20 protein-coding genes are annotated in these 21,042 nt (G+C 69.2%); 12 read left to right on the top strand and 8 right to left on the bottom strand.

Annotated features, from left to right (window positions below; translation table 11 throughout):
• The first annotated feature begins 55 nt into the window (after positions 1–55).
• The 5 genes from ACFE87_RS02315 (at position 56) to ACFE87_RS02295 (ending at position 3,757) form a co-directional block, all read left to right on the top strand.
• On the top strand, positions 56–751 hold the full coding sequence (locus ACFE87_RS02315; RefSeq protein WP_375457990.1) for a cell division ATP-binding protein FtsE: 696 nt from the start codon (positions 56–58) through the stop codon (positions 749–751).
• Positions 748–1,704: a cell division protein FtsX gene (locus tag ACFE87_RS02310; protein WP_375457989.1), complete on the top strand. Its 957-nt coding sequence runs from the start codon at positions 748–750 to the stop codon at positions 1,702–1,704. Before ACFE87_RS02315 ends, ACFE87_RS02310 begins: the two co-directional genes overlap by 4 nt.
• Positions 1,705–1,750: 46 nt before the next feature.
• Positions 1,751–2,539 (top strand): YdcF family protein, encoded by a 789-nt coding sequence (locus tag ACFE87_RS02305; protein ID WP_375457988.1) that lies wholly within the window; start codon positions 1,751–1,753, stop codon positions 2,537–2,539.
• Positions 2,536–3,291, top strand: coding sequence for a lysophospholipid acyltransferase family protein (locus ACFE87_RS02300; protein WP_375457987.1), 756 nt, complete (start codon positions 2,536–2,538; stop codon positions 3,289–3,291). The genes ACFE87_RS02305 and ACFE87_RS02300 overlap by 4 nt, the downstream gene beginning before the upstream one ends.
• Before the next feature lie 67 nt (positions 3,292–3,358).
• Complete coding sequence (locus tag ACFE87_RS02295; protein WP_375457986.1) at positions 3,359–3,757, top strand: hypothetical protein; 399 nt, start codon at positions 3,359–3,361, stop codon at positions 3,755–3,757.
• Positions 3,758–3,763: 6 nt separating this feature from the next.
• On the opposite strand, the gene ACFE87_RS02290 is transcribed toward ACFE87_RS02295, so the two are convergent.
• Positions 3,764–4,315 (bottom strand): gamma-glutamylcyclotransferase, encoded by a 552-nt coding sequence (locus ACFE87_RS02290; protein WP_375457985.1) that lies wholly within the window; start codon positions 4,313–4,315, stop codon positions 3,764–3,766.
• A 29-nt stretch (positions 4,316–4,344) separates the two neighbouring features.
• On the opposite strand from ACFE87_RS02290, the gene ACFE87_RS02285 reads away from it, so the two are divergent.
• A complete protein-coding gene (locus ACFE87_RS02285; protein ID WP_375457984.1) occupies positions 4,345–5,415 on the top strand; it encodes a DUF2125 domain-containing protein in 1,071 nt (356 codons plus the stop codon).
• Here the strand turns inward: ACFE87_RS02285 and ACFE87_RS02280 are convergent.
• The 4 genes from ACFE87_RS02280 to ACFE87_RS02265 form a co-directional block, all read right to left on the bottom strand.
• The gene (locus tag ACFE87_RS02280) at positions 5,324–7,579 is read right to left on the bottom strand and encodes an anthranilate synthase component I (protein WP_375457983.1); all 2,256 of its coding nucleotides are present in this window, start codon (positions 7,577–7,579) and stop codon (positions 5,324–5,326) included. The two genes, ACFE87_RS02285 and ACFE87_RS02280, sit on opposite strands and share 92 nt — an antisense overlap.
• A gap of 211 nt (positions 7,580–7,790) precedes the next feature.
• Complete coding sequence (locus ACFE87_RS02275; RefSeq protein WP_375457982.1) at positions 7,791–8,663, bottom strand: alpha/beta hydrolase; 873 nt, start codon at positions 8,661–8,663, stop codon at positions 7,791–7,793.
• 160 nt (positions 8,664–8,823) lie between these two features.
• Entirely contained in the window at positions 8,824–9,804 is a 981-nt protein-coding gene (locus ACFE87_RS02270; protein WP_375457981.1) for a prephenate/arogenate dehydrogenase family protein, read from the bottom strand.
• Between the two features lie 80 nt (positions 9,805–9,884).
• The gene (locus tag ACFE87_RS02265; RefSeq protein WP_375457980.1) at positions 9,885–11,018 is read right to left on the bottom strand and encodes a pyridoxal phosphate-dependent aminotransferase; all 1,134 of its coding nucleotides are present in this window, start codon (positions 11,016–11,018) and stop codon (positions 9,885–9,887) included.
• A gap of 168 nt (positions 11,019–11,186) precedes the next feature.
• On the opposite strand from ACFE87_RS02265, the gene ACFE87_RS02260 reads away from it, so the two are divergent.
• A complete protein-coding gene (locus ACFE87_RS02260) occupies positions 11,187–12,413 on the top strand; it encodes an MFS transporter (protein ID WP_375457979.1) in 1,227 nt (408 codons plus the stop codon).
• Here the strand turns inward: ACFE87_RS02260 and ACFE87_RS02255 are convergent.
• Entirely contained in the window at positions 12,401–13,210 is an 810-nt protein-coding gene (locus tag ACFE87_RS02255) for a chorismate mutase (RefSeq protein ID WP_375457978.1), read from the bottom strand. The two genes, ACFE87_RS02260 and ACFE87_RS02255, sit on opposite strands and share 13 nt — an antisense overlap.
• Before the next feature lie 133 nt (positions 13,211–13,343).
• Here ACFE87_RS02255 and ACFE87_RS02250 point away from each other — a divergent pair, with 133 nt between their 5' ends.
• Together ACFE87_RS02250 and metW are read left to right on the top strand one after the other, a co-directional pair.
• Entirely contained in the window at positions 13,344–14,522 is a 1,179-nt protein-coding gene (locus tag ACFE87_RS02250; RefSeq protein ID WP_375457977.1) for a homoserine O-acetyltransferase, read from the top strand.
• Positions 14,519–15,169 carry a methionine biosynthesis protein MetW gene (metW, locus tag ACFE87_RS02245; RefSeq protein WP_375457976.1) on the top strand — a complete coding sequence of 217 codons (651 nt, stop codon included), beginning with the start codon at positions 14,519–14,521 and terminating at the stop codon, positions 15,167–15,169. The genes ACFE87_RS02250 and metW overlap by 4 nt, the downstream gene beginning before the upstream one ends.
• A gap of 4 nt (positions 15,170–15,173) precedes the next feature.
• Here metW and ACFE87_RS02240 read toward each other — a convergent pair whose 3' ends face one another.
• Together ACFE87_RS02240 and ACFE87_RS02235 are read right to left on the bottom strand one after the other, a co-directional pair.
• A complete protein-coding gene (locus tag ACFE87_RS02240) occupies positions 15,174–16,868 on the bottom strand; it encodes a pilus assembly protein TadG-related protein (RefSeq protein WP_375457975.1) in 1,695 nt (564 codons plus the stop codon).
• Positions 16,869–16,996: 128 nt separating this feature from the next.
• Positions 16,997–17,932, bottom strand: coding sequence for a site-specific tyrosine recombinase XerD (locus tag ACFE87_RS02235; RefSeq protein ID WP_375457974.1), 936 nt, complete (start codon positions 17,930–17,932; stop codon positions 16,997–16,999).
• Positions 17,933–18,012: 80 nt separating this feature from the next.
• Between ACFE87_RS02235 and ACFE87_RS02230 the strand changes: the two genes are divergently transcribed.
• From ACFE87_RS02230 to ACFE87_RS02220, 3 genes are all read left to right on the top strand, one after another.
• Positions 18,013–18,609, top strand: coding sequence for a shikimate kinase (locus ACFE87_RS02230; RefSeq protein ID WP_375458002.1), 597 nt, complete (start codon positions 18,013–18,015; stop codon positions 18,607–18,609).
• Positions 18,606–19,730 (top strand): 3-dehydroquinate synthase, encoded by a 1,125-nt coding sequence (gene aroB, locus ACFE87_RS02225; protein ID WP_375457973.1) that lies wholly within the window; start codon positions 18,606–18,608, stop codon positions 19,728–19,730. Before ACFE87_RS02230 ends, aroB begins: the two co-directional genes overlap by 4 nt.
• A gap of 62 nt (positions 19,731–19,792) precedes the next feature.
• Positions 19,793–20,959: an HlyC/CorC family transporter gene (locus ACFE87_RS02220; protein ID WP_375457972.1), complete on the top strand. Its 1,167-nt coding sequence runs from the start codon at positions 19,793–19,795 to the stop codon at positions 20,957–20,959.
• Positions 20,960–21,042 lie beyond the last annotated feature (83 nt).

Genomic DNA, 21,042 nt, shown 5'->3' with positions numbered 1-21,042 from the left:
TTCGGCCGCTTGGCAAGGCCCCGCCTCATTCCTCTGCAAATGTGGTTAACATCCGGTGAACCTTGGGTTATCAGCCGCCGAGGGGCCCGTCGTCGAATTCGACGGCGTCGGTTTCCGCTATGGCCGCGGCCCCGAAATCCTGCAGGACCTTCGCTTCGCGCTCGATCCCGGCTCCTTTCATTTCCTGTCCGGACCCTCCGGCGCGGGAAAGACGACGTTGATCCGCCTCATGCTGCTCGCGGTCCGGCCGACGCGGGGCCTCATGCACCTGTTCGGCACGGAAGCCGGGAGCGCGTCGGGCCAGGCGCTCACCGAGATTCGGCGAAAAATGGGCGTGGTATTCCAGGATTTCCGACTGCTCGACCACCTCACCACCTACGAGAACGTGGCACTGCCGCTCGTCGTCCAGGGCTACGAGGAGGCGACCTTCCGGGGCGAGGTGCTGGAATTGCTGCAATGGGTCGGGCTCGGCGAACAGGCCGCAACCCTGCCGCCGACCCTGTCGGGCGGGGAGAAGCAGCGGGCCGCGATCGCCCGTGCCCTGATCGCGAAGCCGCAGTTGATCCTCGCCGATGAGCCGACCGGCAATGTCGACCCGCCGCTCGCCCGCCGGCTCCTGCACCTTTTCGTCGAGTTGAACCGCTTCGGCACCTCCGTCGTGATCGCGACGCACGACGTCGCGCTGATGGACCAGGTCGAGGATGCCCACCGCCTGATCCTGGCGGACGGCCGCATCTACGTGGATCCATGAGCGCCCAAGATCGTCGGGGCAGCCCGGGGGAGGGCGGCATTGTCCATCTCGCCCGCCGCATGCCGATCGTCCCGGCCGAGGGAGGCGCCGGCCGCTCTCTTACGGCCGTGATCGCGATCCTGGGCTTCCTCGCCGCGCTCGTCGCCGGCATGGCCGAGATCGGCGCGACCAGCGCCGCCTCCTGGCGCGCATCGCTCGCCCGGGAGGCCACGATCCAGATCCGGCCGCTCGGCGGACGCGACATCGAGGCCGACTTGGTCCGGGTCACCGACATCGCCCGGGAGGCGCCCGGGATCGTTGCGGTCCGGCCCGTCTCCAAGGCGGAGGGCGAGCGTCTCCTCGAGCCATGGCTCGGGATGGTGCTCGACTTCTCCGACCTGCCGGTCCCGCGCCTCATCGTGCTGTCGCTCGATCCTGACCGCCGGCCCGATCTTGCCGGCCTCGGCGCACGCCTCAAAGCCGCGGTCCCGACGGCGACGCTCGACACCCACGCGGTCTGGCTGGCGCGTCTGTCGCGGGTGGCCAATGTCGGAGTCGCCATGGCGGTGGCGCTCGTCGTGCTCGTCCTCGTCGCCACGGGAGGCGCCACCGCCTTCGCGACCCGCGGCACGCTTGCCGGACACCGCGACGTCGTCGAGGTGCTGCATTTCGTCGGAGCCGATGACGGCTTCATCGCCCGGCTCTTCGCAAGACGCTTCACCCGGCTCGGGCTCACCGGCGGCCTTGTCGGCGCCGCCGCCGCGGCGGCCCTTCTCACGGTCCTCGGGCGGCTCTCGGAGGCTGTCCGCGACAGCCCGGCCGGCGAGGAGATCCAGGCCCTGTTCGGAGCCGTGCCGATCGGCTGGCGAAGCTACGCCGCGATGGGCGTCGTCGCGTTCCTCGTCGGGGCGGTGGCGGGCCTCGTCGCCGCCTCTGCCGTGAAACGCTTTCTGAAGGCCGCCTATGGAGAGTGAGCAAGATCGACGCTTCGATCCCAGTGATTCGTGCTAAGGTCCTGACATGACGCCGATGTCGGGCGACACGCGGGGCAGACCGGAACGGCCCTCCGCATCTCAGGTCGTGATGCAGCGGGACGTGCCTTGGTGGCGCGGTCGCTTCGTCATGATCGTGCTCGCGCCCTTCGCTCTGGTCGGCGTCGCCTTCCTGGCGGGCTTCGCGTCCTTCCTCTTCTCGCTCGAACATGCCGAGCGCGCGCCCGCCACCTCGACGGACGGCATCGTGGTCCTCACCGGAGGCGCGCAGCGGATCGAGGATGCGATCGAGCTTCTGGCCAAGGGCTATGCCGGGCGCCTCCTCATCACCGGCGTCAACGAGCGCACGAGCCGGGAGACGATCAAGCGCCTGACCCCTGGCCAGCGCGAATTCGTGGAATGCTGCGTTGACCTCGATTACCGGGCCCAGAACACGGTCGGCAACGCGGCCGAGATCGCCCTCTGGGTTCGAAGCCGGGGCTTCACCTCGCTCATCGTCGTGACGTCGAACTACCATCTGCCACGCACGCTGGCGGAGCTCGACGAGGCCTTGCCCGAGATCCGCAAGATCCCCTACGCCGTCGTGGCGAGCGGACGCGGGCCCGACGGGTTCTGGTCGCTCGCGGCGCGCGCCAAGCTGCTCGTGTCGGAATACATCAAATACATCGCCGTCTCGGTCCGTTTGAGGGTCGCGGGCTGGCTCGGCCCTCACGGCCGCAACTCGCGCTCGACCGGCATCACGGAGCCGGCCGACGTCTGCGGGCCAGGCTGCCGGCTCGCCGCGACCGCCCCGTCGCCCTATCCCGAGGCCCGATGATCACGTTCCGGTCGCATCTGTTCAACGTCGTCTTCTACCTGAATCTCGCAATCTGGCTCGCCTTCGCCTCGGTGACCTTCCTGCTGCCCCGCATGGCCATCATCCGGGTGGCCCAGGCCTGGGGGCGTTCGAATTTGTGGCTCCTGTGGGTCATCGTCGGCACGCGGATCGAATTCCGCGGCCGCGAGCGCATCCCGCGGGGCGGCCTCCTGATGGCCGCGAAGCACCAATCCTTCCTGGAGACCTTCGTCCTCATCGGCTGCGTCGACGATCCCGCGATCATCCTGAAGCGCGAGCTGCAATGGATCCCGGTCTTCGGCTGGCTGACGATCAAGGCCGGCATGATTCCGGTCCATCGCGGCGGGCCGAACGCGCTCGCGGCCATGAACCAGAGGGCCGCAGCCGAGGCCGCCGGCGGGCGACAGATCATCATCTTCCCGGAAGGAACGCGTCGCCCCCCGGGCGCGACGCCCGGCTACCGCTCCGGCGTCGCCCATCTCTACCGAAGCCTCGAGGTCCCCTGCCTGCCGGTGGCGCTGAATTCCGGCATCTTCTGGCCCCGCCGCCACTACATCCGGCGGCCTGGGATCGTCACGATCGAGTTTCTCGACCCGATCCCGGCCGGGCTCGAGCGCGACGAGTTCATGCGGCGCCTGCAGCACGCGATCGAGACCGCGTCCGACCGCCTTCTTGCCGAGGCCGAGCGGATATCGGCGACGCCCGACGTCGCTCTCGTGAGACAGGCGGATTGACGAAACAGCGACTCGGCCTCATAAAGAACAAATGGCGAACAGACGCACATTGTCCTGGGCTACCTCCATGCGGGACCTTCGTGGGGAGCGCCTGCCGCGGGCGGGCATTCGCGAGGAGCGGCTTCGAGCGACCGGCGGGTTGCGCCGAGCGGGCGCGATGACCTCGTGGCGCGGCCTCTCGGGTCGGCGCTACGTGGTGGGCGTCCACGCGATCGATCCGGCCGTGCTCGAGGACGTGACCGATGCGGTCGTCATCGCGGTCGAGCGCAGCGGGGACGGCACGGCGCGCGTCGTCGACGTCGCCGCCCCGTGCGCGGCCACGAGCCGGCGCTCGCGGATGCGGTGGCTCGCCCTCATGCGGACGCGCGGCGCGACCGAGATGCATGTCCACCTGCTGGCCGAAGACGAGGCCGAGCGTGCCGCCGTCATGCGCGACCTGGCCGGCGGGACCGGTCAGCTCGGCTGACCGGCTTCACGACAATCGCTGCGCCAGTCCGGCCAGGATCGGGTCGCTGACGCCGAGTTCCATCAGCTGCCCGTGGGTCGATCGCACGTAGTCCGGGTTCGCGCCGGAGATCCCGACACCCTGCCTGACGAGGCGGACGAGGTCCTCCACCGGGAGCCGCCCGGCATATTGCGGGTGGGTGCGATCCGCCACATAGGTCAAGGCACGCACGTCGCGGCCGTCGTCGAGCCGGATGCGCACGTGGCGTTCGAGATAGACCGAGGTCGCCTGCTCGCGCTCGCGCAGATAGGCGACCGTCGCATCCCTCTGGTCAGCCTCGCACCGGAAGGCGAGGCCTCGGCATTGGCCGCCGCGATCGAGGCCGAGCACGAGCCCCGGCATGTCCGGCGTTCCGCGATGGACATGCGAGAAGATGCAGAGCGAGCGGTGGTAGCCGTGGAGGCGGGCCCGATGGCGTTCGGCATAGCCGAAGCCCGGCCGCCACATCAGGGAGCCGTAGCCGAAGACCCAAAGATCGCCGCACTCCGCCTGCATCGCGACCGTCGAGCCTCTCGTCATGCCGGGCTCGGGGCGCTAGCAGCAACACCATGCGAACTCAACAGGACCACGACGGGCCGGCCGACACACCGCCCCGCCGCCGCCGCCGGCTCGGACTCTACCTGCCGTTCCTGATCCTCGCGCTGCTGGCCGTGGGCTGGAGCGTCGTCTGGTTCGTGATCCGCGACCGCACGCGGGCGGGGCTGGACGAGTGGATCGCCGCCGAGGCCGTCTCCGGACGGCGCTGGAGTTGCGCCGACCGGTCCTTCAGTGGCTATCCCTTCCGGATCGAGATCGGCTGCTCCGACTTCACGGTCGACCGGCCGGACGTCCATGCCTCGATCGGCCGTCTCCTCGTCGTGAGCCAGCTCTACCAGCCCCGCCACATCATCGCGGAGGCCTCGGGCCCGCTCCGGGTCGCGGCCGGCTCGACCCGGGTGGAAGGGGATTGGCGGCTCCTCCAGGCGAGCGTGATCCTTCGGGAGGGCGGCTTCGACCGGATCTCGCTCGTGGTGGACGCGCCGACGGCGTCGATCATCAACCCGGGCGCGACCACCCTCGACGTGGCATCGCGCCGTTTCGAGGGTCACCTGCGTCCTGACCCGGCGGTCCCGACGACGTTCGACCTCGCGCTCCGGAGCGACGGCGCCGTCATCCCGGGCCTCGAAATCCTGGTCGGCGGGCAGGAGCCGGCGGATCTGCAGATCGGAATCGGGGTCACCGAATCGGACGACCTTCCGGCGCGCCCCCTCTGGGGCGAACTCGAACGGTGGCGCCTGGCCAACGGGCGCGTCGAGCTCCGCAGCCTCTCGATGACCAAGGGTCCGCGCCGAGCCCAGGCGACGGGCAGCTTCGGAATCGACTCAGAGCATCGCCCTCAGGGTCAGCTGCAGATGTCCGCGATCGGCCTCGGCGGCCTGCTCGGCCGTGTCGCGGGCGGCTCCGGCATCGGCGGCGCGCTCCTCGGAGCGTTGCTCGGAACGCCCGAGCCTGACGCCGCGCCGGCCGGGACCGGAGCGGCGCCCGGGCTCAAGCGCCTGCCGCCGCTTCGACTGGACGGAGGTCGCCTGTATGTCGGGCCGCTTCCGATCCCGGGGATCCGGATCCCGCCTCTTTACTGACCGGCATCCCGTCGGCTGCGAGCAGCCGGTCGACGACCCGGGCGAGCAGGGCCTGCCCGGCATCGCCGCGCGCGCTGAGGATCGATTCCGGGTGGAACTGGACGGCCGCGACCGGCAGGTCGATATGCTCGACCGCCATCACGACCCCGTCATCGGTGCGGGCGACCACCCGAAGGCAATCGGGCAACGTGGTCGTCCTCGCATGGAGCGAGTGGTAGCGCCCGACGACGAGGCGGTCGGGCGTGCCGGCGAATAAGCGGCTGCCGCCGAAATCGATCTCCGAAGACTTGCCGTGAACCGGCACCGCGAGTTGGTCGAGCGCGCCGCCGAAATGCTCGACCAGGCCCTGGAGCCCGAGGCAGACGCCGAAGACCGGAACGCCAGCCGTCACGGCCTGGCCGATGATGTCGCCCATGCCGAAATCCTTCGGCCGGCCCGGCCCGGGCGACAGCACGACGAGGTCGGGCCGCGACCGAGCCAGTTCCGCCCCCGCCTCGGAATGGCGGAAGGTCGATACGGTCGCGCCGGTCTGGCGCAGGTAGTCGGCGAGGTTATGGACGAAGGAATCCTCAAAATCGACGAGGAGGACCCGCCGGCCCGAGGCCGCGCTCTCGGACGACGCGCTCTCGCGCGCCAGCTTGAGGCCACCCCGTCCCGCGATGCTGGCCAGCATCGCGGATGCCTTCAGCGCGCATTCCTGGTCTTCGGCCTCGGGATCGCTGTCGTAGAGGAGCGTCGCGCCGGCCCGAACCTCCGCGACCCCGTCCTTCAACCGCGCCGTCCGGATGGTGATGCCCGTATCGAGGCTGCCGTCGAACCCGACGCGGCCGATGGCGCCCGCATACCAGCGCCGGGCCGATCGCTCGTGCCGCTCGATGAAATCCATCGCCCAGCGTTTCGGCGCGCCCGTCACGGTGACGGCCCAGGCGTGGGACAGGAAGGCGTCGAGCGCGTCCATCTCCGGGCGGAGTAGCCCCTCGACATGGTCCACCGTGTGGAAGAGCCGGGAATAGGTTTCGATCTGCCGGCGCGCCAGGACCTTGACCGAGCCCGCCTCGCAGATGCGGGCCTTGTCGTTCCGGTCCACATCCGTGCACATCGTGAGCTCGGCCTCGTCCTTGGCCGAGGCGAGCAGGGTCCGGATCTGCTCGGCATCCTCGAAAGCGTCGCGCCCGCGAGCGATCGTGCCCGAGATCGGGCAGGTCTCGACCCGGGAGCCGCGCACCCGGACATACATCTCGGGCGACGCCGCGACCAGGAACTCGCCCTCGCCGAGATTCATCAGCGCGCCGTAGGGGGAAGGGTTCGCGGCCGTGAGCCGCCGGAAGACCTGCGAGGGCAGGTCGGGGCAGGGCGCCCGGAAGGTCTGGCCCGGCACGACCTCGAACAGGTCGCCCCGCGCAAAACTCTCCTTCGCCTTGCGGACGGTCTCGACGTAATCGCCCGGCGCGTGATCGCTGCCCGTCAGGGTCGAGGAGCTGGCGGACTGATACGGCGCGTCGGCCGTCTCGCGCGCGAGCCCGACGGTCGAGATGCCGGCCAGGCCGAATTCATAGGAACGCCGCTCCGCGGTACGGCGGGCGTGATCGACGAGGATCAGCTCGTCGGGCAGGTACAGGACGAGGTCGCGCGCGTCGGCCGGCCTCTCGATCCGGCGCTCGACCGGCTCGAAATGGAAGGCGATGTCATAGGCAAAGGCGCCGTAGAGCCCGAGCTGGTCGTCCTCGCGGCTGCCGAACAGGTCGCGCAACCTCCGCACCAGCGACAGGATCGAGGGCTGACGGCTGCGGTCCTCCTCCCGGACGGACCCCGACGGGGCTTTGACACGGCCTCGCACGACGTCGTGGCCGGCCACGAGCACGATCTCCTCGGCCGCGCCGAGCGCGTCGGCGATCGCGGGCAGCAGCACGCGTCCCCTGTCGTTCAGCGCCTCGATCGAGAAGACTCTCTCGCGGGCGGTGACGGCCAAGGCGGGATCGGCAAAACCCATGTCCCAGCGCGTGTAGCGCCCAGGCGCCTCCATGCCGGACGAGAACAGAACGCCGCGTCTGCGATCTAGCCGTTCGATCAGCTCGTCGCAGGCATTGCCGTAGGGCAGGGCGGTCCGGGTGACCGTGACGGCGATCCCGCCGGTCGTCCTGTAGGCTTGTGTCGTGTCCGACATGATCTCTCCTCGAGCAGGTGCCCGTCGTCAGGAGATCGGCCGTGGGAAAAGCGCGAGGGTCATGGCCGCCTCCTGGTCGGGGCAGCCAAACGGAATGTCCGGCAGGCCCCTATTCGGGGCGCCACCACATGGAATCGAAACGGATCGCCTTGCGCATGGATGGAACTTTGCATCGTGCCAAGCGCGGGTCAAGCCGGGGCTGCAAGGCCTGTCAGCTCAGGCGTTCGAGCATCCAGCGGTCCACGAACCGGTCGACCTTTCTGGCGATGGCGGTAGGCAGTCGATTGAACGCGTGCGGGCTTTCCGGGACGACGAGGAGCGATGAGTTCCCGTTCGCGGCCCGCCACCTCGCTTCCATCCTCTGGTTGTCCTCCAGCAGCATGTCCTTGTCACCGACGAGGAAGAGAGCCGGCGGCAATGAACTCAGGTCACCGTAGACCGGAGAGATGGAGGGTGCATGCCGTTCCTCGTCGGTCATGTGCGGGGTGAGTTTCCGCAAGGTCGACCGCACCGTCGGGCCGTGAAGCAGCAGATTATCCGAACCCGCCGCGCGCACCATCCCGGTCCCCGAGAAGTCGTAGAGGCCGAAATACAGCACCAATCCCTTGATGACGTCCGACAGCCTGCCGGCATCGCGGAGCCGGAGGATCATCAAGGCGGCCAGGTGCGCCCCGGCCGACGATCCCTTGACGATGATCTCTCTCGTGCCGAACTCGGTTTCGGCATGCTCGATCAGCCACAGAGCAGCCGTCTCGCAATCGTCGACCGAGGTGCTGATCGGGTTCGTCAGAGCCAACCGATAGTCGATGCTAACCACGGCGAGCGAGTTCCTTTGGGCAAACGCGCCATTCTCGCCGTCGGACATGCGTGCGTTGCCGATCGTCCAGCCCCCGCCATGCAGGTCGAGGATGACGCCTCGGGCCGATGTCCGCGGCGTGAAGATGCGAACTTTGACCTTTCGTCCGGATGCCTCAATCGTTCGGAGGGACTTTCGTGCGGTGGACCGATTGCCTCTCGCAAGCGGATAAAGCTGGCCGATCCAGAGCATGATGCTGAGGACGACGCGTCCGACCACGGTCTGCATGCGAAAGCGTGGCAGCAGGTTCAGCTTCGCATTGAGCTTCCGGGCTGCCTTGCGATCATCCGGCGTGAAGTCCGGTCCCGTCACCCGGGCCGGTGCCCCGATGCGGTCCAGGGCGGGCCGACATTGATCGTCTGCCTCCGGAGCGAGAGGGTGCGGGGCCTCATGGCGGGGCGTCCCGACGACGTCCGAAATCGGGCTCCGCTGCGTCCTGGCCCTCGGCTACGATGCCGCGCCGGATGGCGCGCGTGCGGGTGAAGAGGTCGAACAGGGCGTCGCCGTCGCCCCAGCGGATGGCGCGGGCGAGGATCGCGATGTCCTCGTTCAGACGCCCGAGCATTTCGAGGACGGCGCCGCGGTTGTGGAGGAAGACGTCGCGCCACATGGTCGGGTCGGAGGCGGCGATACGGGTGAAATCGCGAAAACCGCCGGCCGAGAACTTGATCACCTCGCCCTGCGTCACCGTCTCGAGATCGGCCGCCGTGCCGACGATGTTGTAGGCAATCAGATGCGGCACGTGGCTCGTGATCGCGAGGACGAGGTCGTGATGCTCGGCCGTCATCCGTTCGACCTCCGCCCCCATCGCGGTCCAGACGGCCTCGACGGTCGCGATCGCGGCCGCATCCGTCCCGTCGGGCGGGGTCAGGATGCACCAGCGCTGCCGGAAGAGCGTCGTGAAGCCGGCATCCGGACCGGAATATTCGGTGCCGGCCACCGGATGCGCCGGGACGAGATGCACCCCGGCCGGGAGGTGTGGGGTCACCTGGGCGATGACCGAGCCCTTGACCGAGCCCGTATCCGACAGGATCGCGCCCAGTTTCAGATGCGGGCCGATCTCGCGCGCCACGCTCTCGAAGGCGCCGACCGGGATGCAGAGGATGACGAGATCCGCATCGGCGACGCCGTCGGTCAGGCTGGTCGTGGCAATGTCGCCAAGGGCGAGGGCGCGCGCTCGCTCGACGACATTCGGGTCCTGGTCGACGCAGACGATGGTCCTGGCGAGCCTGCGCTCCAGCGCCGCCCGGGCGATCGACGAGCCGATCAGCCCGATCCCGACGATCGCCAGGCGGCCGACGATCGGCTCGGGCAGGGGCGGACCGAGGGCGGAGGTCTTGCCGCTCGGCGGCGGATCAGCTTCGGGCATGGGCCGCGATCCGCTCATGCCGGCAAAGGCAGGCATCCAGCCTCCGTCTGGACCCCGGCTTTCGCCGGGGTGAGCGGAGGTCAGCCACGGGCGGGGCTCTTCCCCAAGAACTCGGCAAGCGCGGCGAGGACGAGCTCGTTCGCTTCGGCCGTGCCGATCGTCATCCGGAGCGCGTCCGGCAGCCCGTAGGCCCGGACGGCCCGGAGCACGAGGCCGCGGCGAGACAGGAACTCGTCCGCCTCCGCGGCGGTGCGGCCCGGCTCGCGCGGAAAATGGATCAGGACGAAGTTGCCGACGCTCGGCGTCACCCGGAGGCCGAGGGCCTCGATGCCCTGCGTCAGCCGCGGTAGCCACTCGTCGTTATGCGCGAGCGAGGCCGCGACATGGGCATCGTCCGCGATCGCCGCAGCGCCGGCCGCGATGGCCGGGGCGTTCACGTTGAAGGGACCGCGGATGCGGTTCAGGGCGTCGACGATCGGCTCCGGCCCGACCATCCAGCCGAGCCGAAGCGCGGCGAGCCCGTGGATCTTGGAGAAGGTCCGGACCATGACGACGTTGTCGGTCGTCAGCGCGAGTTCGAGGCCGGAGGCGTAGTCGTTCCGGCGGACGTATTCCGAATAGGCGGCGTCGAGGACGAGCAGCACGTGCGGCGGCAAGGCCGCGTGGAGCCGCTTCACCTCGTCGAACGGAATGTAGGTTCCGGTCGGGTTGTTGGGGTTTGCGAGGAACACGATCTTCGTGCGCTCGCTCACCTTGGCCAGGAAGGCGTCGACGCTGGCCGTGAGATTCGTCTCTTCCGCCTCGACCGGCACGCCGCCCGCCGCCATGACGTAGATCTTGTAGACCAGGAATCCGTGCTGGCTGTAGAGGCCCTCGTCGCCCGCGCCCAGGAAGGCGTTCGTGATGAGCGCCAACAATTCGTCCGAGCCGGTGCCGCAAACGATGCGGGCCGGATCGATCCCGTTCTTGCGGCCGATCGCGTCCCGAAGGGCCGTCGCGCCGCCATCGGGGTAGGTGGCCAGCGTCTCGGCCGCCTCGCGAAAGGCCGCGATCGCCTTCGGGCTCGGCCCGAGCGGGGTCTCGTTCGCCGACAGCTTGTGGACCTTCTCCACGCCCTCGACATGGTCGCGGCCCGGAACATAGGCGGCGATCTCGAGGATGCCCGGAAGCGGGATCGGCCCGGGTCGGGTCGCGGCGGCGGCGGAAGCGGACATCATCATCTTCGAGCGGGGAGGGGCGGCGCCGCTCTAGCGCAACGCGGGCGGGATCGCACGCGAAAAGGCAAGTGCTGGCCGTTGCCCTCCTTCGCTTGACCCCTTCTCCGCCCCATGCGACGCGCGCCGCTTCCGGCAAGGTCATCGCTGCCGGGCGGGAGGCTTTGCTTGCTCTTCGCCGCGTCGTCCGGCGCCCTGCCTCCGCGCACTCTCCCCATCGCGGTCGGTGCGCTCACCGTGACGCAGGTGGTCGGCTGGGGGACGACGTTTCACATCCCGGCCGTCCTCTCCTCGCGACTCTCCGCCGGCACGGGCCTGTCGAAGGAAATCGTCTTCGGCGGCATCACCCTCATGTTGCTGGTCGCGGCGGCGCTTTCGCCGGCGGTCGGCCGGGTCCTGGACCGCGACGGTTGCCGGCGCTGGATGGTGGCCGGGTCGGCCCTCGTGGCGCTCGGCCTCGTGACGCTCGCTCTCGCCGAGGGCCCCGTCGTCTTCGGGGCGGCCTGGGTGATTTTCGGGGCGGCCATGCCGCTGGCCCTGAACCAGGCGTCCTCGACGGCCCTCGTGCAGATCTCGCCGGGGCGCGCGCGGCGCGCGATCGCGCTCCTGCTTCTCCTCACCGGCCTGTCCTCGACGATCGCGTGGCCGTTCCTGATCTGGCTGGACGGCCTGGTCGGGTGGCGGCACACGCTCCTGATCCTCGCGGCCGTGAATGTCCTCGTCTGCGCACCCCTGCACCTCGCCTGCCTCCCGTCCGGCCGCGTGCTCGTCGAGCCGGCGCTACCCCCGTCCCGGCCGTCCGACCAGGATCCGACGGACCGCCGGCCCATCCCGGGAGCCTACGGACTTGCGGCCGTCGCCTTCTCGCTCGGCGGCATGCTGACCTGGGGTCTGCCGCTCCACATGATCGGGATCCTCCAGGGATTCGGACATAGCGAGACGACGGCGGTGTCGATCGGTGCTCTCGTCGGCCCGGGCCAGGTGCTGGCGCGGGCCTTCGAGATGCTGGGCGGGGAGCGCTACGGCATCCTGGCCATCGGCGTCGGCTCGGGCGTCTTGATGATCCTGGCCCTCGGTGCGCTCCTTCTCTGGGGAGCCTTGCCGGTCGGCGCCGTCATCTTCTCGATCGGCTACGGCCTCTCGGGCGGGCTGATGTCGATCGTCAGGGCGGTCGCTCCCCTCCGACTTTTCGGCGCGGCAACCTATGCGACGATGATCGGCCGCCTGGGCGTCTGGCAGAATGCGGCCTTCGCGGCCGCGCCGCTCGGCTTCGCCCTCGTCCTCGAGCGGTTCGGATCGGCCGTGCTCGTCTGGATGGCTCTTGCCGTGGGGCTCGCCTGCCTCGTCGCCCTCGCCATGCTGGCCAGGCGAGCGGCCGCCGTTCAGGCCGGCTGAGCCGCCTCGCCGAACACGACCGGGTCGGGATGGCTTCCGACCGGCACCAGCCGGACGGAGCCGAGGCGGCTCTCGATCGCGGCCGGGTCGAGGTCACACGGAGCGGCAATCAGGACCCGGCCGTCGGCGGTCGCGACCGACCTGGCCCCTGCTGCCGTCAGCACGCCCTCCGAGACGCCGTCGGCGCTGGCGCCGTAGAGGCGCGTCGCGCCAAGGCCTTCGCTGGAGGGCACCTTCGAGACGACCAGGATCGGCGTCCCGGCCGGGTGGCCGGGACGGTCGGTGAAGGGGAGCCGCGCGATCACCTTCGGCCCGTTCGGGTCCTCCAACGCGCGCCACCATGCGCCCTGTGCGGAGCCCGGGGCCACGAGCCCTAGATCGCCGCGGGACCGGGCCACGGCCAGGATCACCGAAGCCGCTTCCGGATGAGTCACGAGCGGCGTCGTGAAGCCGAAATGGAAGCGCGCGGAATCCCGCATCGCGGCGTCGCCGGCTCCGATGTCGGCATGGACGCCATAGGGCGCCTGGACATACGTGAAGGTGGAGATGATGACGCGCCAGATGCTTTCCGGCGCATCGAAGGGGAGGAGGCCGCGATGGCGGCCGGCCAGCACGCGCATCATCGCGGCTTCGCGCTCGGGCCGGAAGGCGGAGCCGGACGCCACGGTACCCTTCGTCGCGATGAGGCGGTCGATGATCTCGCCGCGCTCCATCAGGAGCCGGTGCATGGCCTCGTCGATGCGGTCGATCTCGCTCCGCAGCGCAGCCAGCGCCGTCTCGGGTCCGTCACCGGCCATCCTGCCTCCCGCCGGGTCCATCGCCCCGCTTCTACGGCCCGCTTTATGGGCCGGGACCCGGCCTGCCAACCCGAGGCCGCGAAGGCGAGCCTTCGTTGACTTGGCGGGAGCGATGACCGCATGAAATCGCGCCATGAACGAGCATAGTTTCAGGGGGGCGGCGCCGACGCATCGGTCGGAGGCGGACGACCCGACGAGCCTCCTCCAGCGTTTCGGCTCGGACGAGCCTCTCTCGCTCGACGCCGGCGCCTCGCTCGGCCCCTGGCAGATCGCCTACCAGACCTATGGCGAACTGAACGCGGCACGCTCGAACGCGATCCTGATCTGCCACGCGCTGACCGGCGACCAGCACGCGGCCAACATCCATCCGGTCACTGGAAAGCGGGGCTGGTGGGAGACGATGGTCGGCCCGGGCCGGCCGATCGACACCGACCGCTTCTTCGTCATCTGCGCGAATGTCGTCGGCGGCTGCATGGGCACGACCGGCCCGGCCTCCTGCCACCCGGACACGAAGAAGGCCTGGGCGCTCGATTTCCCGCTCGTGACCATCCGGGACACGGTGCGGGCGCAAAGCATGCTGATCGACCGGCTCGGCATTCCGAGCCTCTTTTGCGTCGCCGGCGGATCCATGGGCGGCATGCAGGTGCTGCAATGGGCGGCGAGCTACCCGGACCGGGTCTTCGCCGCCCTTCCACTGGCGACGGGCGCCCGGCATTCGGCGCAGAACATCGCCTTCCACGAGGTCGGCCGGCAGGCCATCATGGCCGACCCCGATTGGCGCCGCGGGCGTTATCTCGACGAGGGTGTCCGGCCCCGCAAGGGTCTCGCGGTCGCCCGAATGGGCGCGCATATCACCTACCTGTCCGAGGCGGCCCTGCACCGGAAGTTCGGCCGCACCCTGCAGGACCGCGACGCCCCGACCTTCACCTTTGACGCCGACTTCCAGATCGAGAGCTACCTGCGCTACCAGGGCATCTCCTTCGTCGAGCGGTTCGACCCGAACTCGTATCTCTACGTCACGCGGGCAATGGACTATTTCGACCTCGCGGCGGATTACGGCGGCACGCTGGCGAATGCCTTCCGGGCCTCGCCCACGCGCTTTTGCGTCATCTCCTTCTCGTCGGACTGGCTGTTCCCGACCCGGGATTCGCGGGCCATCGTGCACGCCCTGAATGCGGGCGGCGCCCAGGTCGGCTTCGTCGAGATCGAGAGCGACAAGGGTCACGACGCCTTCCTGCTCGAAGAGCCGGAGATGTTCGCCGCCGCGCGCGGCTTCCTCGACGCGGCCGCCTCCGCGCGGGGGATCGCGTGAGCGCGGGCCTCCTCGTCGCCCGGGCGGGCGGGGAGGCGCTGCCGCCGCCCCGCAAGGACCACCTTCTCGTCGCCCGGATGGTCGATCCGAATACGCGCGTGCTCGATGTCGGTTGCGGCGACGGCATGCTGCTGGCGCTGCTGCGCGAGCGCCGGGCTGTCGACGGGCGCGGAATCGAGCTGTCGCGCGAAGGCGTGAGCCACGGCCTCGCGCGCGGCCTCGCCGTCATCCAGGGAGATGCCGATACCGACCTCGCCGACTACCCGGACGATTCCTTCGACTACGTCATCCTGTCGCAAACCCTGCAGGCGACCCGGCATCCGCGCGTCGTGCTCGAGCACATGCTCCGCATCGGCCGCCGGGCCATCGTGTCATTCCCGAATTTCGGCCATTGGCGGGTGCGCTACGAGCTCGGCGTGCGCGGCCGGATGCCGATGACCGACAACCTGCCGCATACCTGGTACGACACGCCGAACATCCATTTCTGCACGATCCGCGACTTCGTCCGCCTCTGCGGCGACGTCGGCGCGAAGATCCAGCAGGCCCACGCCCTCGACGCGAACGGCCAGCCGGTGCGGGTGAACCTCCCCTGGTGGGTCTGGAACCTGTTCGGCCAGCAGGGGGTGTTCCTGCTGAGCCGAAGGTGATGCCCTATCGGGTCAGGCGAAGCTGGCCGATACCCTGGGCGATCTTCTGGAAGGCCGAGATCAGGGACTTCGAGTCGCTGGCCACGAATGCGTAATCGCTGGCTGTCGCGCAGCTCGACAGCAGGTTGAGACCCTGCGCGTCGATCGGGTCGTCCTTCGTGCTGAACCCGACCGTGTAGACGATGACCTTCTTCGCCTTGGCATTCGTGCAGGCCTCGAGCAGGAGTTCGTCGATGACGGCACGTCCGTCGGCATTCGTCGTGAGATTGGTCCGGCCCGTCCTGAAACGGGAGTTCGTGGTCGCCGCATCCGTCCCGTCGGCATTTCGGAAGTAGCCGTAGGCCGAGTAGTTCGACTTGCCGATGACGTCGTCGTTGGCGAGCCATTGATTGGCGCCGTCCGTCATCAGGACGACGACCTTGTTGTAGCTCGTGGTGTCGTAGGCGACGGGCGGGCTCGACTGGCTGCTGAAGACGTTGGTGGGCGAGATGGTCCGCCAGCCCCACATGAAGCCCTCGTGCACGTTCGTGCTGCCTTCGGGCTGCAAAGCCGTGATCTCGGTCTTCAGCGTCGACTGGCTGGTGCCGAGAAGCGAGAGCGGACGGGAGGTGCAGCCCCAGTTCGGACCCGGCATGCTGGTCCTGGCGTTGTCGCGGGCATTGTATTTGCAGGCCTGGGTGAAGCGCTTGCTTTGCGAGGAATCGTCGCTCCGGCACGAGCCCGTCCCGAAATCCGATCCGTCGTCGATATAGGAATTCGAGTTCGTGACATCCTGATAATAATAGGTGTCGCCGCGAGATCGGTACGAGGCCCGGCTACTGACCTCGTCCGGCGCAAACATCGGCAAGATCAGCGATTTCGGTGTTCCCTTCGAGACCGCGTCATCCTTGACGTTGTAGGGATATGGCGGGGACTCGACGCAGCCCTCCCAGGCCCAACTCGATCTCGTGTTCTTGAGCTTGTCGAAGATCGAGACCCGGCTCGTGAAGCTCGCGGCGCCAGGGTTCGTCACGTATTGCCAATGCACCGGAGACAGGCCCGTCGTGTCGAGCCAGGGCGCGGTGCGGGAGGCCGTCGGGATCGCGACGGATGCCGCGAAGGGAACGAGCGACATGCGGACATGGCCCGGAAGGGCGCCGGTCGTGAACATGTAGTCCACGAAGTCCTTGGCCGCCGTCTTGGCGGCTTCCATCTTCGTCTGGGTCCCGCCGGAGGAACTCATCGACCCTGTCGTATCCAGCACGAGCGCGATCTCGAAATACTGTTCGCTCGCCGAACAACTCGCGGTGGCATCCACCACGACTGTGTTCTGGTTCATGATCTTCATGAAGGCGGTAGCGGACGAGGACGTCGTCGTCAGGACGACGCTGCGCGGGGAGTTCGTGACCTGCAGGTCCTTGATCGTGATCGTTCCGCCGCCGACATAGCTCTGGACACTGTCCTTGGCCATCGTCCGCAACTGATCGCTCGTCAGCGTCGAGGACGCCTTGCAGAGCAGGAGCGTGGTCGCGTCGGTTCCGGTCTGAAGGCTGCTGTGCAGGTCGCTGGCGCGTGAATAATCGAGCGCCGCGCCTGCCGCGAGAACGAGCGGGGTGATGGCCAGCCCGAAGATGATCCCGACATTCCCGCCGCGGGACTTCAGAAACCCGGAGAGGATGCGGCGGAGTTCGGACATGCGTAGGCCTGTTGAACGAGACATCGGACGACTCCGCGACCGAGAACCGGGGCTAGAGCACTCGATTTTCGGGTAGATGAACGACGTCTATGCGTTTCATCCTAAATTCGCGTTTTCCGGATCGCTCGAATTTGAGGCGTTCTGCGAGGCGTCTAAGTCTGGCCGGGGTCCGACATGGGATGGAGATCGCGGACCATGCCCTTCAGCCGCTCGTCCAGGACATGGGTGTAGATCTGGGTCGTGGCGATATCGGCGTGCCCGAGAAGTTCCTGGACGACGCGGAGGTCGGCACCGTTCTGGAGAAGGTGACTTGCAAAGGCATGCCGAAGCACGTGCGGGCTGACCCGGTCGCCACGCAGGCCGGCAGCTCCGGCCAGCGCCTTGAGATCGCGAGCGAAAGCCTGCCGGGTGAGATGGCCGCTCTCGGATTCCGCCGGGAACAGCCACGGGCCCGGCACCGCTTCGGAGAGGTCGAGCCAGCGCCGTGCGACCTCTCGCGCGGTCTCCGTCAGCGGCACCAGCCGCTCCTTGCGGCCCTTGCCTCGGACGATGATGAACCGCTCGCGCGCCCGAGCCGCGGCTCTCGGCAGGCTGATGAGTTCGGAGACGCGCAGGCCCGTCGCGTAGAGGAGCTCGACGAGACAGAGCATGCGGACGGCCCTCAGCGTCGCGCCCGGTGCCGCGTCGGGCTGGTCGGCCGCCCCCCGGGCCGTCGCGATCAGCCGGTCCACATCGGCGGTCGACAGCACCTTCGGTAGGCCGCGTGGCTGTTTCGGTCCGCCGGTCGAGGCGGTCGGGTCTTTGGCCACGTGGCCTTCGGCGTAGAGGAATTTGTGGAACTGGCGGATGGCCGATAGCCGGCGGGCCGCAGAGGCCGGGCCTAGTCCGCGAGCCCCGAGGCCGGCGAGATAGGCCCGCACGGAGGCCGGCTCGACCTCGGCCGCGGTCTCGCCCGTGCCCGCCAGGTGTCCGAGATAGTCCGTGAGGTCGCGCGTATAAGCCTCGATCGTGTTCCGGGCCGCGCCCCGCTCGGCCGCCAGCATGTCGAGGAAGAGGTCGGCCAGGCGCGCGTCGGACGGTGAAGGCATCGTGGCTCCGCTACGGCTGTGGTCGACCCACGCGACATGGTACAGGGCGGCTGATGGACAAAGTCCTGCCCAGCGACCGAATGGAAGCCGAGCCCGCCGGCGCTGGGCTCGAGCTCCCGCTGACGTCCGTCGCGAGCCGGCTCTCGGACCGGTCCGTCGTCCTGGTCGGATTGATGGGGGCCGGGAAGAGCACGATCGGCCGGCGTCTGGCTTCGCGGCTGGGGCTGTCCTTCCACGACGCCGATGTGGAGATCGAGACCGCGGCCGGCATGCCCATCTCCGACATCTTCACGATCTACGGAGAGCCCGCCTTCCGGGACGGTGAGCGCCGGGTCATCGGTCGCCTGCTCGACGGTCCACGCGTCGTTCTGGCGACGGGAGGCGGGGCCTATATGGATTCCGAGACCCGCGACCGCATCGCGGCCCGGGCCATCTCCGTCTGGCTTCGGGCGGATCACGAGACGCTGATGCGCCGGGTCCGCAAGCGGTCCCACCGTCCGCTCCTAAGGACGGCGGATCCCGAGGGAACGATGCGGCGGCTGATCGACGAGCGTTATCCGGTCTACGCGCTGGCGGACATCACGGTGGAATCGCGCGACACCTCGCACGAGCGAATCGTGCAGGACGTCATCGCCGCCCTGTCGGCCCACCTGGCCCCCGGGCCGACACCCTTGTGACCGCGCCCATGCCGCAACCCGAGATCGTCCACGTCGCGCTGGGCGACCGCGCCTATGACATCCTGATCGGCCGGCACGTGCTCGACGCGGCGGGTGCTCGCCTGGGCGCCCTCGGGGCTCGGGCCGCGGCCCTCGTCACAGACGAGACCGTGTCGGGGCTCCATGCCGACGCCGTCGCTTCGCGCCTCGAGCGAGCCGGCCTCCGCGGCGTTCGCGTCACGGTGCCGCCCGGCGAGGGCTCGAAGGCCATGCCGCAGCTCGAGCGCGTGCTGAATGAACTGCTCGAGGGCAGGATCGAGCGGGGCGACATCGTCGTGGCGCTCGGCGGCGGCGTCGTTGGTGACCTTGCGGGCTTCGCGGCCGCCACGCTTCGGCGCGGCGTCCGTCTCGTGCAGATCCCGACCACCTTGCTCGCCCAGGTTGATTCCTCCGTGGGGGGGAAGACGGGGATCAATGCCCCCGCGGGCAAGAACCTGATCGGCGCCTTCCACCAGCCCTCGCTCGTCCTCGCCGACACGGCCCTCCTCGACACCCTGCCGGCGCGCGAACTCCGGGCCGGCTATGCCGAGGTGGTGAAATACGGGCTGATCGACGATCCCGCCTTCTTCAGCTGGTGTGAAGAGAATGGCGCCGCGGTCCTGGCCGGTGGTGACGTGCGCGACCATGCCGTCGCGGTCAGCTGCCGGGCCAAGGCGGCCGTCGTGGTCGAGGACGAGCGCGAGGAAGGCCGCCGAGCCCTCCTCAATCTCGGCCACACCTTCGGGCACGCGCTCGAGCGCATCGTCGGCTATGACGGGACCAGGCTGGTCCACGGCGAGGCGGTCGCGATCGGCCTCGCGCTCGCCTTCGGCTTCTCGGCCGCGATGGGACTCTGCGATCGGGACGAGGCCGAGCGCGTCGCCCGGCATCTCGCCTCGCTCGGCCTGCCGACCAGGCTTGCGGACGTGCCGGGCGGCTTCGGGTCGCCCGAGGCCATCCTCGACGCGATGGCGCAGGACAAGAAGGTGAAGGCCGGCCGGCTGACCTTCATCCTGGCGCGCGGCATCGGCCGGAGCTTCGTGGCCGAGGGTGTTCCGGCCGAGGAGGTGCTGAGCTTCCTTCGCGACGCGGAGCGCGCCTGACCATTCCCACGATACCGATCGACCCCTGGGGAGAGGCCGCGCTCGCGATCCTCCTCATCATCGTGGCGGGGCTCCTCTCCGCCATCCGGCTGAGGCTTGCGCGCGGTTCACGGCCGGCGTCGGGCACGGGCGACAACGGAGATGGCCCGGCCTCCCGCCGGGCGCCTCCGCTTCGCGCCCGCGTCCTCGGCGCGCTCCTCGTCGGCAACATCGTCCTCGATGCCGCCGGCACGGCGATCGGAACCCGGCTCGCCCTCGAAGCCTACGGGGCGTCGGGACTGGCCTACGCCATCGCCGGGATCTCGGTCGCGATCGTCGCGGTCGAGGCGCTGGCCCGGCTCGCCGCGAGCCAAGGCTTGATCGACCTCGCCCTGCGGCCCCTCGGCCTGCGGATCGACCGCTACGCAGAGAAGCTCTCGGCGACGGACGAGATCCGCGGCCAGCTCGACCTCCTTCACCAGAGCGGCGGCGTGGTGAAGGAGGAGCGCGACATGCTGGGCGGGCTCCTCGACCTCAAGGAACTTTCGGTCTCCGAGGTCATGGTCCACCGCACCAAGATGCGGACCGTCGATGCCGATCTCCCGCCGGCCGAGATCGTGAGCGAGGTCCTGCGCTCGCCCTATACGCGCCTGCCGCTCTGGCGCGGAACGCCGGAGAATATCGTGGGCGTCGTCCACGCCAAGGACCTGCTCCGGGCGATCGAGGCCCAGGGCGAGCGGGGCGGTATCGACGTTGAGGCCATCGCGACCACGCCTTGGTTCGTGCCGGACACGACGAGCCTGCGCGACCAGCTCACGGCCTTCCTGGCCCGCAAGCAGCACGTGGCGCTCGTGGTCGACGAATACGGCGACCTGATGGGGCTCCTGACCCTCGAAGACATCCTGGAAGAGATCGTCGGCGAGATTTCCGACGAGCATGACGTCGCGAGCCGCGGTGTGCGGCCGCAGCCGGACGGATCGGTCCTGGTCGACGGATCGCTCCCGATTCGCGACCTGAACCGCATGATGGACTGGTCACTACCGGACGAGGAGGCGACCACCGTCGCCGGCCTCGTCATCCACGAGGCGATGCTGATCCCGGACCCGGGCCAGGTCTTCAACTTCCACGGCTTCCGCTTCGAGGTGATGCGGCGGGTCAGGAACCGGGTGACGGCGCTCCGGGTGGCGAAGGCGGAGCGGGCAGCCGAGGGCCAGGAGGGCGGAGCCGCGCCGCGTTCGGCCGAGGCCTGAGGTCGACCGGATAGCGGCGTCCTCGCCCCCTCCATTCTGATGGGCGTGGTCCCGCTGCTCGGTCGCTCACGCCAGCCCCGGGC

The sequence above is a fragment of the uncultured Enterovirga sp. genome (genome assembly GCF_964242715.1).
Classification (GTDB): Bacteria; Pseudomonadota; Alphaproteobacteria; order Rhizobiales; family Beijerinckiaceae; genus Enterovirga.
The sequence above is the reverse complement of the archived record's forward strand: the minus strand, read 5'-3'. Positions and strand labels throughout refer to the sequence as shown.

Coding starts and splice junctions, on each gene's coding strand:
- ACFE87_RS02250 (WP_375457977.1), top strand. CDS start 13,344: ATGAACGAGCATAGTTTCAGGGGGGCGGCGCCGACGCATCGGTCGGAG.
- ACFE87_RS02285 (WP_375457984.1), top strand. CDS start 4,345: ATGCGAACTCAACAGGACCACGACGGGCCGGCCGACACACCGCCCCGC.
- ACFE87_RS02300 (WP_375457987.1), top strand. CDS start 2,536: ATGATCACGTTCCGGTCGCATCTGTTCAACGTCGTCTTCTACCTGAAT.
- ACFE87_RS02305 (WP_375457988.1), top strand. CDS start 1,751: ATGACGCCGATGTCGGGCGACACGCGGGGCAGACCGGAACGGCCCTCC.
- ACFE87_RS02240 (WP_375457975.1), bottom strand. CDS start 16,868: ATGTCTCGTTCAACAGGCCTACGCATGTCCGAACTCCGCCGCATCCTC.
- ACFE87_RS02295 (WP_375457986.1), top strand. CDS start 3,359: ATGCGGGACCTTCGTGGGGAGCGCCTGCCGCGGGCGGGCATTCGCGAG.
- ACFE87_RS02230 (WP_375458002.1), top strand. CDS start 18,013: ATGGAAGCCGAGCCCGCCGGCGCTGGGCTCGAGCTCCCGCTGACGTCC.
- ACFE87_RS02265 (WP_375457980.1), bottom strand. CDS start 11,018: ATGTCCGCTTCCGCCGCCGCCGCGACCCGACCCGGGCCGATCCCGCTT.
- ACFE87_RS02280 (WP_375457983.1), bottom strand. CDS start 7,579: ATGTCGGACACGACACAAGCCTACAGGACGACCGGCGGGATCGCCGTC.
- ACFE87_RS02270 (WP_375457981.1), bottom strand. CDS start 9,804: ATGCCCGAAGCTGATCCGCCGCCGAGCGGCAAGACCTCCGCCCTCGGT.
- ACFE87_RS02275 (WP_375457982.1), bottom strand. CDS start 8,663: ATGCAGACCGTGGTCGGACGCGTCGTCCTCAGCATCATGCTCTGGATC.
- ACFE87_RS02290 (WP_375457985.1), bottom strand. CDS start 4,315: ATGACGAGAGGCTCGACGGTCGCGATGCAGGCGGAGTGCGGCGATCTT.
- ACFE87_RS02310 (WP_375457989.1), top strand. CDS start 748: ATGAGCGCCCAAGATCGTCGGGGCAGCCCGGGGGAGGGCGGCATTGTC.
- ACFE87_RS02255 (WP_375457978.1), bottom strand. CDS start 13,210: ATGGCCGGTGACGGACCCGAGACGGCGCTGGCTGCGCTGCGGAGCGAG.
- ACFE87_RS02235 (WP_375457974.1), bottom strand. CDS start 17,932: ATGCCTTCACCGTCCGACGCGCGCCTGGCCGACCTCTTCCTCGACATG.